Source organism: Pseudomonas sp. RGM 3321 (genome assembly GCF_022836805.1).
Taxonomy (GTDB): Bacteria; Pseudomonadota; Gammaproteobacteria; order Pseudomonadales; family Pseudomonadaceae; genus Aquipseudomonas.
This window is the reverse complement of sequence record NZ_JALHBH010000117.1, coordinates 243,691-258,586: the sequence shown is the minus strand read 5'-3', so window position 1 is coordinate 258,586 and position 14,896 is coordinate 243,691. Positions and strand designations below refer to the sequence as shown.

Annotated in this window: 13 protein-coding genes; 7 read left to right on the top strand and 6 right to left on the bottom strand. The window is 59.9% G+C overall.

What is annotated here, in order from left to right; genetic code table 11:
• The first annotated feature begins 79 nt into the window (after window positions 1-79).
• From RGM3321_RS21405 to RGM3321_RS21395, 3 genes are all read left to right on the top strand, one after another.
• The gene (locus RGM3321_RS21405) at window positions 80-643 is read left to right on the top strand and encodes a GNAT family N-acetyltransferase (protein ID WP_244394726.1); all 564 of its coding nucleotides are present in this window, start codon (window positions 80-82) and stop codon (window positions 641-643) included.
• 144 nt (window positions 644-787) lie between these two features.
• On the top strand, window positions 788-1,657 hold the full coding sequence (tesB, locus tag RGM3321_RS21400; protein ID WP_244394725.1) for an acyl-CoA thioesterase II: 870 nt from the start codon (window positions 788-790) through the stop codon (window positions 1,655-1,657).
• Window positions 1,654-2,244: an HAD family hydrolase gene (locus tag RGM3321_RS21395; RefSeq protein ID WP_244394724.1), complete on the top strand. Its 591-nt coding sequence runs from the start codon at window positions 1,654-1,656 to the stop codon at window positions 2,242-2,244. Before tesB ends, RGM3321_RS21395 begins: the two co-directional genes overlap by 4 nt.
• Before the next feature lie 104 nt (window positions 2,245-2,348).
• Here the strand turns inward: RGM3321_RS21395 and RGM3321_RS21390 are convergent, their stop codons facing one another.
• The 6 genes from RGM3321_RS21390 to RGM3321_RS21365 all read right to left on the bottom strand — a co-directional run bounded on the left by RGM3321_RS21390 (window position 2,349) and on the right by RGM3321_RS21365 (window position 9,070).
• A complete protein-coding gene (locus RGM3321_RS21390) occupies window positions 2,349-3,338 on the bottom strand; it encodes a hypothetical protein (protein WP_004655548.1) in 990 nt (329 codons plus the stop codon).
• A gap of 4 nt (window positions 3,339-3,342) precedes the next feature.
• Window positions 3,343-4,230, bottom strand: a complete 888-nt coding sequence (locus RGM3321_RS21385; RefSeq protein WP_244394723.1) for a neutral zinc metallopeptidase — start codon at window positions 4,228-4,230, stop codon at window positions 3,343-3,345.
• 136 nt (window positions 4,231-4,366) lie between these two features.
• Window positions 4,367-5,650 carry an MFS transporter gene (locus RGM3321_RS21380; RefSeq protein ID WP_244394722.1) on the bottom strand — a complete coding sequence of 428 codons (1,284 nt, stop codon included), beginning with the start codon at window positions 5,648-5,650 and terminating at the stop codon, window positions 4,367-4,369.
• Window positions 5,651-5,773: 123 nt separating this feature from the next.
• On the bottom strand, window positions 5,774-6,205 hold the full coding sequence (locus RGM3321_RS21375) for a Bro-N domain-containing protein (RefSeq protein WP_244394721.1): 432 nt from the start codon (window positions 6,203-6,205) through the stop codon (window positions 5,774-5,776).
• Window positions 6,206-6,692: 487 nt separating this feature from the next.
• Window positions 6,693-7,778, bottom strand: a complete 1,086-nt coding sequence (gene trmA, locus RGM3321_RS21370) for a tRNA (uridine(54)-C5)-methyltransferase TrmA (protein ID WP_244394720.1) — start codon at window positions 7,776-7,778, stop codon at window positions 6,693-6,695.
• Complete coding sequence (locus tag RGM3321_RS21365; RefSeq protein WP_244394719.1) at window positions 7,775-9,070, bottom strand: NCS2 family permease; 1,296 nt, start codon at window positions 9,068-9,070, stop codon at window positions 7,775-7,777. The genes trmA and RGM3321_RS21365 overlap by 4 nt, the downstream gene beginning before the upstream one ends.
• Window positions 9,071-9,334: 264 nt before the next feature.
• Here RGM3321_RS21365 and RGM3321_RS21360 point away from each other — a divergent pair, with 264 nt between their 5' ends.
• From RGM3321_RS21360 to RGM3321_RS21345, 4 genes are all read left to right on the top strand, one after another.
• Window positions 9,335-9,865, top strand: a complete 531-nt coding sequence (locus RGM3321_RS21360; RefSeq protein ID WP_244394718.1) for a (2Fe-2S)-binding protein — start codon at window positions 9,335-9,337, stop codon at window positions 9,863-9,865.
• The gene (locus tag RGM3321_RS21355) at window positions 9,862-10,851 is read left to right on the top strand and encodes a xanthine dehydrogenase family protein subunit M (RefSeq protein ID WP_244394717.1); all 990 of its coding nucleotides are present in this window, start codon (window positions 9,862-9,864) and stop codon (window positions 10,849-10,851) included. The genes RGM3321_RS21360 and RGM3321_RS21355 overlap by 4 nt, the downstream gene beginning before the upstream one ends.
• Window positions 10,848-13,049 carry a xanthine dehydrogenase family protein molybdopterin-binding subunit gene (locus tag RGM3321_RS21350; protein WP_244394716.1) on the top strand — a complete coding sequence of 734 codons (2,202 nt, stop codon included), beginning with the start codon at window positions 10,848-10,850 and terminating at the stop codon, window positions 13,047-13,049. Before RGM3321_RS21355 ends, RGM3321_RS21350 begins: the two co-directional genes overlap by 4 nt.
• 406 nt (window positions 13,050-13,455) lie before the next feature.
• Complete coding sequence (locus tag RGM3321_RS21345; RefSeq protein ID WP_004655531.1) at window positions 13,456-14,895, top strand: cytochrome ubiquinol oxidase subunit I; 1,440 nt, start codon at window positions 13,456-13,458, stop codon at window positions 14,893-14,895.
• Window position 14,896: the final 1 nt, after the last annotated feature.

The window sequence follows — 14,896 nt, the reverse complement described above, 5'->3', positions numbered from 1 at the left end:
AGCGTGCGCACGCCCAGTTGTCTGGCGCAGTGGATGACTACACTGACGCCCACTCATGTCTCGTTACACGGGGGAATCGATGGAACCGATACTCAAGCTAGACAGCGCCCGGCTGCTGATGCGGCAGTGGCGCGACGATGACTTGCCAGCATTCGCCGAGATGTGCGCGGACCCGCGCGTGATGCGTTATTTCCCCGAACCCCTGAGCCGTCTTGAAAGCGCCGCCATGATCGGACGGTTACGTGGTCATTTTGCCGAATTGGGCTTCGGGTTCTGGGCGCTGGAGCGTAAGGATACCGGCGAATTCATCGGTTTTACCGGGTTGCATGTCGTGGGTTTCAAGGCACCTTTTACGCCGGCCGTGGAAATCGGCTGGCGGCTGGCTTATGACCACTGGGGCCTGGGCTTTGCCAGCGAGGCAGCATGGACCGCGCTGGGCTGTGGTTTCGAGCGCCTGAATTTGAAGGAGATCGTGTCTTTTACCGCGGTCAATAATCAGCCGTCGCAAAAAGTTATGCAGGCAATCGGTATGCAGCAGGATGAGTCCGGCAACTTCGATCATCCCAATCTGGATGACGGCCATCCGCTCAAGCCGCACGTGCTGTACCGGATCAGCCATGAACAGTGGCTCAGTACCGTGTAGCGCTGTTTGATTTCCAGGCAGTATTAAGTCCACCATCTTAAATCTGTATCATTGCATTCCATGAGGCAGGCTTGAGGTCTGCCAGGGACTGCCGCGACTGCTGTTGCGTTGTGAGTACAGAGTCGATGTGCAAGAGGAGTGAGAATGAGCCAAGTGCTGGATGATCTGGTTGAGTTGCTGACGCTGGAAGCCATTGAAGAGAATCTTTTTCGCGGCCGCAGCCAGGACCTGGGTTTTCGCCAGCTGTTTGGCGGCCAGGTGTTGGGGCAGTCGTTGTCTGCCGCCAGTCAGACCGTCGAAGAGGACCGCCATGTTCACTCGCTGCACGGCTATTTTCTGCGCCCTGGCGATGCAGGTCTGCCGGTGGTCTATCAAGTGGACCGCGTGCGCGACGGCGGCAGTTTCAGCACGCGCCGTGTGACTGCCATTCAGAAGGGCAAGCCGATTTTCACGTGCAGCGCCTCGTTTCAGTACGACGAAGAGGGCTTTGAGCACCAGGCGTCGATGCCGCAGATTGTCGGTCCGGATAACCTGCCGTCCGAGCTTGAGTTGCTGACCCGCCGCGCACACTTGATTCCCGAAGCGATGCACGACAAGTTTTTGCGCCCCAAACCGATTCAGTTCCGCCCCGTGACATCCGAAGACCCGTACGATCCCAAGCCAGGCGAGCCGGTGAAGTACGTGTGGTTTCGCGCCGATGGCAGCCTGTCGGACGTGCAGGCGCTGCATCGTTACATGCTCGCTTATGCCTCTGACTTCAACTTGCTCACCACATCGCTGTTGCCGCATGGCAAAACCGTCTGGCAGCGCGATATGCAGGTCGCCAGCCTCGATCACTCGCTGTGGTTCCACAATGACCTGCGCACCGATGACTGGCTGCTCTATGCGATGGACAGTCCCTGGGCAGGCAACTCGCGCGGCTTCTCGCGCGGCAGTATCTTCAACCGCGCCGGACAACTGGTTGCATCGGTCAGCCAGGAAGGGCTGATTCGCCACCGTAAGGATTGGGCATGACACTCGACGGTATACGGCACTGGGTTTTCGACATGGATGGCACCCTGACCATCCCGGTCCATGACTTCCCGGCAATCAAACGTGAACTGGGCATTCCTCAGGACGATGACATTCTCGGGCATCTTGCTGCGTTGCCCGCTAAGGAATCGGCGGCCAAGCACGCGTGGCTGCTGGAGCATGAACGCGAGCTGGCGCTGGCTTCGCAGCCTGCCGAGGGCGCGGTCGAGCTGATTCGTGAGTTGTCGGCGCGCGGTTATCGGTTGGGAATACTGACCCGCAACGCTCAAGAGCTCGCGTACATCACCTTGAAAGCCATCGGCCTGGCGGACTGCTTTGCTGTCGAGGATGTACTGGGCCGCGACGAAGCGACCCCCAAACCGGATCCGGCGGGTTTGCTGAAACTGGCCAATCGCTGGAGTGTCGAGCCGGAGAAGATGGTCATGATCGGCGACTACATGCATGACCTGAACTGTGGCCGTGCGGCGGGTGCGAAAACGATTCTGGTCAACCTGCCGGACAATCCTTGGCCGGAGCTGACGGACTGGCATGCCGTGGATTGCACTGTGCTACGCGGTATGTTGGGGTGATCTGGACTGGCTCTGGCGCAACTATCGTTCCTCACGCTCCAGCGTAGGAACGATATTCACGCGGAGCGTAGGAACGATAGTGATAGTGCTCGAGAGTCATCCAGTCAAAACGGCTTGAATAACACCGCCTGACCCTCGGGCGAGGTGAAGATCCCGTCGCCGTTATGGCCGACTTTCGGCACGATCACCAGGCGCTGGTTCAGCCCTTCAGGGTGGCGCTTCTTGAGGTAGTTGAAGTAGTTCTGGCCACGAATCAGGCGATACGCGCCTTGCGCTTCGGCGGCACAGGTCTTGTCCAGAGCAGGGTGGTTGCGATCGGTGTCCAGCTCGCCCATCAGGTAAGTGATGTCGCGCTTCACGTAATTTTTCTCGATGTCAGCCGGTTTTTCCTTGCCCGAATAGAACGGCATCTTGTTCAGACCGTATTTCCACTCGTCGAAATCAGGGCAGCTCTGCGCCGTTACCGGTTCAGGCCGCTCTGCGTCGAAATACGCATAGGACGACGGGTTGGCAATCACATAACGCAGCTTCACGCCTTCCCGCTGCAGCAGGGCATCTTCCTTGCCGCCGATCATCGCGTAGCGCTGTACCACCTGGGCACCACCGGAATGCCCGGCAATGACCACTTCTTTCAGATTCGGGAACAGCTTGCTGTCGCTCAGACGCTTGAGGATATGGTCCAGGACCAGAAACGAACTGACGGGCTTGGGATTGGTGGCGGTTGCGCCTTCCATCCAGCTGTTCTGGCGCCAGCGCAGAATCGACTCCGGCAGGTGATGCGCGACAATGTCCTTCTCATCCAGAAACTGCGGGGCGATCAGCAAGGTCTTGCTGCGCTCTTTGGATTGATTGGCGGCACGTTCGATGCTTCGCAGGTAGGTTTGCGCATTGCGCAGGCGGCCGTGCAGCACGATCACCGCGCGCTCGATCTTCGGCTTGGGGTGTACCCATTCCTGGCTCAGCCCGAGTGTCGCCTCTGCGCCGTTGATGGCCAGGCGATCCGGGCTGATAGACGTAACCGCTTGATCCTCGGCATGCGCCCCGAGGCTCGCGAAGGCAGTGCTCAACAACAGGACCAGAAGCGGTTTAATCATGTGTTCAGAGACTCTTGGCGGCGAATGTATCGCATTGATTGATTTGGCCCTGGGCAAAGCCTGCCTTGAACCAGCGTACACGCTGGGCAGACGTCCCATGAGTAAAGGAGTCCGGAGCAACTCGACCACTGCTTTGCTGTTGCAAGCGATCATCGCCTATAGCGTTGGCCGCATTCAATGCCTCTTCAATATCACCCGGCTCAAGCCAGTTCAAACGATTTTGTGCGTTGTACGCCCAAACACCTGCAAAGCAGTCCGCCTGAAGCTCCTGGCGGACCAGTAAACCGTTGGCACCTTCCATTTTTTGCCCGCCCTGACGAGCCTTGTCGACTTTGGCAGAAATGCCCAGCAGGGTCTGCACATGGTGCCCGACTTCGTGGGCGATCACGTAAGCCTGGGCGAAGTCTCCAGCGGCGGAAAAGCGCTGGGCCATTTCACGGAAGAAGTCCATATCCAGATAGACCTGCTGGTCAGCAGGGCAGTAAAACGGGCCAGTCGCCGAGGTGGCGCGACCGCACGCCGAGTTGACCTGGCCGCTGAACAGCACCAGCGTAGGGTCCTTGTACTCGCGACCGTTCTGAGCGAAAACGGCACGCCAGGTGTCTTCGGTGTCGCCGAGGATGCTGCGCACGAATTCGGCTTGCTGGTCGTTGGCCGGTGGTGCCTGACGCGTTTGCGCGCTGGGTGGAGCGCTTTGCTCGGTGCTTTGCCCGGTCAGTTGCCCGAGAATCTGCATCGGGTCCTGACCGGTCAGCAGGCCGATGGCAACGATGATCACAATACCGCCCAGGCCCAGCCCCTTGCCACCGATGCGCATGCCACCGCCGCCACTGCTGCCGCCATCGCGCGCATCGACTACGTTATCGCTACGTCGGCCTTTTTTCCAGAGCATGTCGGATCCCTCTTCTTTTCGTGCAATGAGTGTCGCTGCTGATACAGGTCTGCGCCAGTCTGGCGGTCCGGCCAGCGTGTGCAGGGTGCGAGGGTATAGAGGTGCGAGAGCGCCGTTTGGTTCGGGAAGTCAGTGTCTAGCTTTTCACGGGCTGCGCCTGCAACACGTCAGGCGGCGACGCATCGGCAAAACGGTCGACCTGCCGCAGCGATTTGAAGCACGTCATCCATGCGCCGACCACGCCCAATGTGCAGACGCCACCCATGATTGCCGCAGGTATGGCGCCGACCAGCGAGGCGCTGGTGCCTGCGCGAAACTCGCCCAGCTCATTGGATGAACCGATAAACAGCATGTTCACGGCATTGACCCGGCCGCGCATGTTGTCCGGCGTCGAAAACTGCACCAGCGCCGAGCGAATGAACACGCTGACCATGTCCGCCGCGCCTGCGACCAGCAGGGCAAGGCACGACAGCCAGAACAGTGTCGACAGTGCAAACACCAGATTCGCTACGCCGAACAGGCCAACGGCAAGAAACATGGTCATGCCGACGTTGCGCTGCAGCGGACGCATACTCAGGTAAATACCGACGCCCAGTTCGCCCAGGCTCATCGACGCGCGTAGCATTCCCAGCCCTTGGGGGCCCAGATGCAGCACTTCATGGGCATAGATCGGCAGCAGCGCCACCACACCACCGAGCAGCACGGCGAACAGGTCCAGCGAAATGGTGCCCAGGATGATCGGTCGCGAGCGGATGAAGGCAATGCCCGCGGTGAACCGGCCCCAGGCGCTGGAGCCCAGTTCCACCGGTTTGCCGGCAAAGGGCGTCGCTACAGGGGCCAGAAACAGGATGCCAGCTATGAATGCTGCAACGCAGACCGAATACGTCAGCTCTGCGCCGCCCAGCCAGTACAGATAGCCGCCGATCAGCGGGCCGCCAACGGTCGAACAGCGCATGATCACGCTGTTGGTGGCAATGGCCGAGGGCAACTGGTCACGCGGAACAATTTGCGGCAGCAGGCTTTGCAGGGCCGGTCCGGTGAAGGCGCGGGCACAGCCGTAGAGCATCAGCGCGCCATAGATCAGCCGCAGGTCTTGCAGCTTGAGGGCCGAAAACACAAACAGAATGGTGCCGCAGAATGCCTGCACGCCCCAACTGATCATCAGGATGACCTTGCGGTTGTAGCGATCGATCAGGTCCCCGGCAGGCATCAACAGCAGCAACATGGGAATAAACTGAGCAAGGCCGACATACGCCAGTGCCATTGGCTCGCGGGTCATGTCATAGACCTGCCAGGCGACCACCACTGCCTGAATCTGCATGGCAAACACTGCCATCAGGCGCGAGAGGATAAAACTGACGAAACCGGGCTGGCTGGACAACTTGACCGGGGCAGGGGAGGCGGAAGACTCAGAGCTCAAGAAAGGGATCCCATTGAAGCGGCTAATTCACGTTTTCGGTTTATACCTTAGCGTATCGATAGGAAGCTAATAAATATTCTGACAGTTTCGAGGGAGTGCACGAACACGTGCACCTCACGTGACTCACGCCGCGAATTTTTCGCTGGCGGGCGGCAGGCCAAGCAGGCGACGCCACCAGACCACCGGAATGCGACGTGCGGGCGGTGTGAATTCGCTACGCAGGGTCGGGATGACTTCGCTGCTGAGCCATTGGCGCAATGCACGGTTTTCTGGCACGTAGTGATGCACCAACAGCGCGTAAACGCCTGAATCGCTGATCATCAAGCATTTTTGCCACTCGCCATGAGTGTGCAGCCACACATGGCGGTGCTGGTCGCTGTCCAGTTTGCGGGTAGAGCGCTCATCCAGTGCCTTGCCCATGAGTCGCGCCATGTCTTGCAGGGAAAACCAGCATTGATAACCCAGGCGCACGGCGCGCAGTGCACGATGATGGCGGATGAATATCAGGGGTTCTACGTAGTCGGTGCAGAGGGTAAGTTTTTGTTCGGTCTTCATAGGGCACTCGCTCTTTGATGTTGAGTCACCAGCGGTTGTCGCTAAACAACAAGGTGGCAACTGTGCGCAGGTTAGCGAACCGGCCATCAAAGAAACCGGCAGACCCGAAGGTCTCCCACGCACAGTCACCATAACAGGCACCCACGCAGTGTAATGCGTGAGGCCGATTGCGGTGTACTGGCGTTTTTGATGGTTCGGATCGCTAAATCCGGTCGCTGATTCAGCAGTGACGGTGCGCAGACTAGAGTGGGGTTGGGGTGGCAGCAAGTGGCCAACGGCAGGATCAGATTGGTCCTACATGCCCTGATGGACTGTTCCTACGTCGTAATGCCGAGGCTGCAGTTCTGCGTCACAGATCTGCGTCGTGCGGCCTATTGAAGAAAGGACGCGGAGCGTCCAGAACGGCATGCGACGCGGAGCGTCGCACGATATTCGGAGGTCATTGCACAGAGCATGGGCACGATAGCGCTCTTCAGTCCGGGCAGCCTCAACGGCGAACCAGCAGTACACCCGATTCCATGTGGTGGGTGTACGGAAACTGGTCGAACAGGGCGCAGCGCTCGACCCTGTGGGTGTCGTGCAACTGGGCGATGTTGGCGGCCAGGGTTTCCGGGTTGCAGGAGATGTACAGAATGCGCTCAAAGCGCCGGGTCAGTTCGCAGGTGTCCGGGTCCATGCCGGCGCGTGGCGGGTCGACGAAGACGCTGCCGAAATCGTAGCTCTTCAAGTCCACGCCGTGCAGACGACGGAACGGGCGCACTTCGTTCAGCGCCTCGGTCAGCTCTTCAGCCGACAAACGCACCAGCGTGACGTTGTCCACGCCGTTGTCATCCAGGTTGCTCAGTGCGGCATTGACCGAAGTCTTGCTGATCTCGGTTGCCAATACCTTGCGCACGCGGGTGGCCAGCGGCAGGGTGAAGTTGCCATTGCCGCAGTACAACTCAAGCAGATCGTCTTGCCGCTCGCCCAGCGCGTCAAAGGCCCAGTTGAGCATCTTGCCGTTCACCGTGCCGTTGGGCTGGGTGAACGCGCCTTCCGGTTGACGGTAGCTGAAGGTGCGGCCGGCCACGTCGAGCTTCTCGGTCACGTAATCCTGGCCGATGATCAGCTTCTGACCCTTGGAGCGGCCGATCAGGCTCACGTTCAGCTCAGCCGCCAATTGCTCGGCAGCGGCTTGCCATTCAGCGTCCAGCGGGCGGTGATAGCACATGGTAATCATCGCGTCGCCTGCCAGCGTGGTGAGGAAGTCCACCTGAAACAGCTTGTGATTCAACGTCGGGCTGGCTTCCCAGCGCTCGCGCAGCACCGGCATTAGCGCGTTGATGCGCTCGCTGGCGATCGGCAGGCCTTCCAGCAGAATCGGCGTTCGGTTATCGCCCGGCGCGAACATCGCGTAATAACGCTTTTGGTCTTCGCGCCACAGGCGAAATTCGGCGCGCAGCCGGTAATGCTCGCGCGGTGAATCAAACACCTGCGGCTCGGGCGCATCGAACGGTGCCAGCAATTCGCGCAGGCGTGCGGTTTTTTCTTCGAGCTGACGGTCGTAGCTCGCAGGGTCGAAAGGAACACTCATGCGTTGAACCAGCCCAGCTTGATCACGAACAGAATCGACAGGATCACCAGCGCGCAATTCAGCTCGCGCCAGCGTCCCGACAACAGCTTGATCGCTGTCCAGGAAATGAAGCCAAAGGCAATGCCGTTGGCGATGGAGTAGGTGAACGGCATCGCCAGGGCAGTAATCACCACCGGCGCTGCGACGGTGATGTCGTCCCAGTCGATTTCAGCCATGCCGGACGCCATCAACACGGCGACGAACAGCAGCGCCGGTGCGGTCGCGAAGGCGGGTACGCTGCCGGCCAGCGGGGCGAAGAACAGCGCCAGCAGGAACAGCACGGCGACCACCACGGCAGTAAGACCGGTGCGCCCACCGGCGCTGACGCCTGCAGCCGACTCGATGTAGCTGGTGGTGGTCGAGGTGCCCAACAGAGAACCTGCCATCGCGGCGGTACTGTCGGCGATCAGCGCACGGCCCATTTTCGGCATGTGCCCGTCCTTGCCCATCAGCCCGGCGCGTTTGGCCACGCCGATCAGGGTGCCGGAGTTATCGAAGATATCGACGAACAGGAAGGCGAAGATGATGCTCACCAGACCAACGTCCAGCGCGCCCATGATGTCCAGTTGCATGAAGGTCGGTGCCAGCGAAGGCGGCATCGACACCACACCGCCGAACGGCGTGAAGCCCAGCGCGATGGACACCAGGGTGACTGCGAGGATGCCGATCAGCACCGCGCCGCGCACTTTGAGGTGGTCCAGGGCAACGATCAGAAAGAAGCCCAGGGTAGCCAGCACCGGGGCAGGCTGCTTGAGGTCGCCCATGCCGATGATGGTGGCCGGGTTGCTGACCACGATTCCGGCGTTGTGCAGGGCGATCAGCGCTAGAAACAGGCCGATACCGGCGGCAATGGCTGAACGCAGGGGCAGGGGAATGCTGTTGATGATCCATTCACGGATGCGAAAGATCGACAGAATGAAGAACATTACCGCCGAGATGAACACTGCACCCAGCGCGACCTGCCAACTGTGGCCCATGTGCAGGACCACGGTGTAGGTAAAGAAGGCGTTCAGGCCCATGCCCGGAGCGAGGGCGATAGGGTAGTTGGCGATCAGCCCCATCACCGTCGAGCCGATGGCGGCTGCCAGACAGGTGGCGACGAATACTGCGCCCTTGTCCATGCCGGTTTCGCCGAGGATGCTCGGGTTGACGAACAGGATGTAGGCCATCGCCAGGAAAGTCGTGACGCCCGCGAGAATCTCGGTCCTCACGTTGGTGTTGTTTGCCTTGAGTTGAAACAGCCTTTCCAGCATGTCTGGCTCTCCGTGACGCGGCGCGCGTCGTGAATGATCGACTCCAACAGCAAAGCACAGACTGCGAGGCAGCCCGTTTGATTTCTGCGGGTCGGAAAAAGCCGCGCATCATACCAGCAGCGTGTCGGGATGGCTGCCTGTGGATCGCTGCGTTTCGATGACAAGTACGCTCATCAGGAAAGCCTGAACGTTGCAAACCTCAAGAAGTCCCACCCTCAAGACGCATAAAAAGTGCGCTAAGTGACCGCCTACCGTGAGGTTTCCATGAGTGCAACGACCCCGAACCCCCAGGACTTCGCCACCCACGCGATTTCCCTGACCCTGAACGGACAGCTCCGCCAACTGGATGTGCTGCCCTGGACCACCTTGCTTGACCTGCTGCGCGATCAGCTCGATCTGGTCGGCACCAAGAAAGGCTGCGACCACGGCCAGTGTGGTGCGTGTACCGTACTGCGCGACGGTACGCGCATCAATGCCTGCCTGACGCTGGCGATCATGTGCGACGGTGCCGAGCTGACCACCATTGAAGGCCTCGCCGACGGCGATCAGTTGCATCCGATGCAGCAGGCGTTCATCAAGAACGATGCGTTCCAGTGCGGCTATTGCACCCCCGGGCAAATCTGCTCGGCCGTGGGGCTGGCCAACGAGGGACGCGCCAGCACGCGTGCCGAGATCCAGGAACTGATGAGCGGTAACCTGTGCCGCTGCGGCGCATACAGCAACATTCTTGCAGCTGTCGAAGAGGCCTTGCCGCAGTTTCACAATGCGGCGCCCAAAACGGAGGTGAACGCATGAATCCGTTTACCTACAGCAAGCCGACCGACATCACCGCTGCGGTCAACCTGAGCGGCCCGGCCACGCGTTTCATTGCAGGCGGCACTAATCTGCTTGACCTGATGAAAGAAAACGTCGCCACGCCCGAGCACCTGATCGACATCACCGGCCTGCCTTTAAGGGATGTCACTGAAACCGCCTCGGGCGGTCTGATGATCGGCGCGCTGGTGAGTAATGCGGATTTGGCGTATCACCCGTTGCTCGAAGCGCGTTATCCACTGCTGAGCAAAGCGTTGCTGGCCGGTGCTTCGCCGCAATTGCGCAACATGGCCAGCACTGGCGGCAACCTGTTGCAACGCACCCGCTGCTATTACTTCTATGACACCGGCGTGCCGTGCAACAAGCGTGAGCCGGGTAGCGGCTGCCCGGCGCGTGAAGGTCTGAACCGTATTCACGCAATCCTCGGTGCCAGTGACGAATGTGTCGCCACGCATCCCTCCGATATGTGCGTGGCCCTTGCTGCACTGGAGGCCGTGGTGCATGTCGAAGGACGTGCCGGTCGCCGCACCATCGAGTTCGCGGATTTCCACCGTCTGCCGGGTGATGCGCCGCAACGCGACAATCAATTGGCCGATGATGAGTTGATCATCGCGGTCGAGCTGCCTGCACAGGGCTTTGCCAGTCACAACGCTTATTTGAAGATTCGTGACCGTGCGTCCTATGCGTTTGCCCTGATATCGGTCGCTGCTGCCATCGATCTGGACGGTGACGTGGTACGCGACGTGCGTCTGACGCTGGGTGGCGTCGCGCACAAGCCGTGGCGCGACAAAGCGGTCGAAGCGCTGCTGATCGGTAAACCGGTCACTCGTGAGAACTTCGCCGCTGCTGCAGACGCCATGCTTGAAGATGCCCAGCCTCTGGAGCACAACGGTTTCAAAGTCAGGCTGGCCCGCCGCGCGATCATTCGCGCCTTGAGCGACGCAGCAACAGGAGGGAGCGCCCAATGAACCAGCCATTTTCGCCAATGGGCAAGCCTGTGGACCGCGTCGACGGCCGATTGAAAGTGACCGGGCGCGCGCGTTACGCCGGTGAATACCCTGAAGAAGGGTTGCTGTATGGCAGCGTGGTCTCCAGCACCATCGCCAACGGTCGCGTCGTCAGCATCGATACCAGCGAGGCGTTGAAGGTTCCGGGTGTGGTCGCCGTCATCGACCATACCAACCGTCCTTCATTGGCCAGCTACGACGAAAACTACGAAGACGCTGACTCGGCCGACGGTTCGCCGTTTCGGCCTTTTTACAACGACAACGTTATGTACAGCGGCCAGCCACTGGCGCTGGTCGTCGCCGATACGCTGGAGCTGGCGCGGCATGCTGGCTCGCTGGTGCGTATCGAATATGAACAGCAGTCTCACGAGACCGATTTACAGGCCATGCTCGACACCGCCTATGACGCGCCTGCCGAACTGCCGCCGCCGCGTGGCAACTTCGAGGGTGAGCTGGCCAGTTCTGCGCTCAGCGTTGACGTGACCTACAGCACGCCCAGCGAATACCACAACCCGATGGAACCGCATGCTTCCACCGTCCTGTATCAGGCCGACGGCAGCCTGCAGATTCACGACAAGACCCAGGGCACGCAAAACTGTCAGGACTACCTGCACAAGGTCTTCGGTCTGGAAAAGGACAAGATCCGCGTGCTGGCAGCCTTTGTCGGCGGTGCCTTCGGTTCAGGCCTGCGGCCGCAATATCAACTGCCACTGGCGGTAATGGCAGCGTTGCATCTGAAACGCTCGGTGCGCCTGACCCTGACGCGACAACAGATGTTCACCTTCGGCTATCGCCCGCGCACCGTGCAGCGCTTGCGGCTGGGGGCGGCTGCCAACGGTCGTTTGCTGGCCATTGGGCATGAAGCCATCGGTCAGACGTCGCGTTTCGAGGACTTCAGCGAGCATGTTGTTGAGTGGAGCGGCATGCTCTATCACTGCGATAACGTGCAACTGACCTACAAACTGGTGCCGCTCGACGTGTTCACGCCGTTGGATATGCGCGCGCCGGGTGCTGCATTGGGCATGATCGGTCTGGAGTGCGCCATGGACGAGCTGGCCTGTGCGCTGGCCATCGACCCGGTGCGCCTGCGCCTGACCAATTACGCCGAAAGCAACGGTAACGAAGACAAGCCCTATTCCAGCAAAGAGTTGCGCGAGTGCTATCGCCAGGGCGCCGAGCGTTTTGGTTGGGACAGCCGCAACCCTGAGCCGCGCAGCATGCGTCAAGGTCGCCAACTGGTCGGTTGGGGCATGGCGGGCGGTGTCTGGGAGGCCATGCAGATGAAAGCCAGCGCCAAGGCGCGTCTTGAGGCGGATGGCACTTTGGTGGTCAGCAGTGCCACGACTGACATCGGCACGGGGACGTACACCGTGATGACGCAGATCGCTGCTGAAGCCTCGGGCATTGATGTGGAGAATGTTACCTTTCTGCTGGGTGACTCTTCGTTGCCGACCGCGCCTTTGCAGGGCGGCTCGTTTACCGTGTCTTCAGTGGGTACAGCGGTGCAGCAGGCGTGTCAGGCCTTGCAGCGTCAGGTGCTGGAAGTGGCCAAGGGGCTTCATCCGCAGTTCGCATCTGCCACGCCGGATGAGGTGCGTTTTGAAGCAGGCAAGCTGTACGTGGGCGAGCAGGCGCTGTCGATGGCAGAGCTGGCTGCCTCTCAAGCCAGTGGCGTGATTGAGGTGCAGGTAGACGCCGAGCCGGACAAGAAGCGTGAAGCCTACGCAGCGGCGACGCACTCGGCGGTATTCGTCGAAGTGCTGGTCGACGAGGATCTGGGCACGATCAAGGTCAATCGCGTGGTCAGTGCCGTGGCAGCGGGCCGGGTAGTGAACCCGAAGATGGCGCGCAGCCAGATTCTGGGCGGTGTTGTTTGGGGTATGGGCATGGCGCTTCAGGAAGAGGCGATGCTTGATCACACTCTGGGCCGCCCGATGAACCACAGCCTGGCCGAGTACCATATCCCGGTTAACGCTGATATCGGCGACATTGACGTGCTGTTTGTCGAAGAAAATGACGATATCGTCAACGCGCTGGGCTCCAAAGGCGTCGGCGAGATCGGCATCGTGGGCGTACCGGCAGCGATTGCCAACGCTATCTACCACGCCACCGGCAAGCGGATACGCGAGTTTCCGATCACGTTGGACAAGTTGTTGTAACCGCGCGCGAAAATTAAACTGTTTATCGTGCCAACGCTCTGCGTTGGCATGCGGTTCTGGACGCTCTGCGTCCTCTTGCGCAGGTGGTGCGGCGCAGGTGTGACGCAGAGCGTCACGAACGGCATTCCCACGCTGGAGCGTGAGGAACGATAGGCGTCTGCAAGTGCTCTACCGGTGAGACAACTCGCCACGCGACAATAGACCACACGGCTCAAGTGGCTGAACAGGGCTACTCTTTCACAGTCGATTGATCTGCATCATTGCGTTCAGCCAGTGATCAGTGCTTCGGCCAGCGTTTTCGCCATTGGAAACGCCAGAATAAAGAAACATAAGCACTCATTACCGTGGGAGCAATCGTTGTTGGCTCAAAGCCGGCAACAGGTTTCATCTGAGAGAGGAACATATTATGTTCGGTTTAGAGGCTATAGATCTCGCCCGAATTCAGTTCGCATTCACCATTTCGTTTCACATCCTGTTTCCTGCCATCACTATTGGTCTGGCAAGTTACCTGGCTGTGCTCGAAGGTCTGTGGCTGAAGACCCGCGATGACGTCTACCGTGACCTGTACCACTTCTGGTCGAAGATCTTTGCCGTCAACTTCGGCATGGGCGTGGTCTCCGGGCTGGTCATGGCCTATCAATTCGGCACCAACTGGAGCCGCTTCTCCGATTTTGCAGGTGCTGTTACCGGCCCGCTGCTGACCTACGAGGTATTGACCGCCTTCTTCCTTGAAGCGGGTTTCCTCGGCGTCATGCTGTTCGGCTGGAACCGTGTCGGCCGTAAGCTGCACTTCTTTTCCACGGTGATGGTTGCCATTGGCACGCTGATCTCCACGTTCTGGATTCTGTCGTCCAACAGCTGGATGCAGACGCCACAAGGTTTCGAGATCATCGACGGTCGCGTCATTCCGACCGACTGGTTCGCGGTGGTCTTCAACCCGTCGTTCCCGTACCGCCTGACGCATATGGCAATTGCCGCGTTCGTGGCAACTGCATTCTTCGTCGGCTCGTCGGCTGCCTGGCACCTGTTGCGCGGTCGCGACACACCCGCTGTACGCAAAATGCTTTCGATGGCCATGTGGATGGCCCTGCTGGTTGCACCTATTCAGGCAGTGGTCGGTGACTTCCACGGTCTGAATACGCTCAAGCATCAGCCGGCGAAGATCGCCGCCATCGAAGGCCACTGGGAAAACGTCGGCGACGAACCGACCCCGCTGATCCTCTTCGGCATTCCCGACATGAAGGAAGAGCGTACCAAGTACGCGGTGGAAATTCCGTATCTGGGCAGCCTGATCCTGACTCACAGTCTCGACAAGCAAGTGCCGGCGCTCAAGGAGTTCAAACCTGAGGATCGGCCTAATTCGACAATTGTATTCTGGTCGTTCCGGGTCATGGTCGCCCTCGGCATGCTGATGATCTTCACCGGCCTGTGGAGCCTCTGGCTGCGCAAGCGCGGCACGCTGTATAACTCGCGTCCGTTCCTGTATCTGGCGCTGTGGATGGGGCCGTCTGGCCTGATAGCGATTCTCGCCGGCTGGTTCACCACCGAGATCGGCCGTCAGCCGTGGGTCGTGTATGGCTTGATGCGCACCGCCGATGCATCGTCCGGCCACAGCGTGGCGCAGATGAGCATCACTCTGGTGCTGTTCGTGGTCGTGTATTTCGTGCTGTTCGGTGCAGGTCTTGGCTACATGATGCGCCTGGTTCGCAAGGGGCCAAAAGCCTATGTCGAACATGTGCCTCATGGTGGTCCCGGCCAGCAACGCACTCCGGCCCGTCCGCTCTCCGCTGCTGTTGAAGGCGAAGAAGATGGCGACCATCCTGACCGTCTCGGCAAGGGGATTTAAG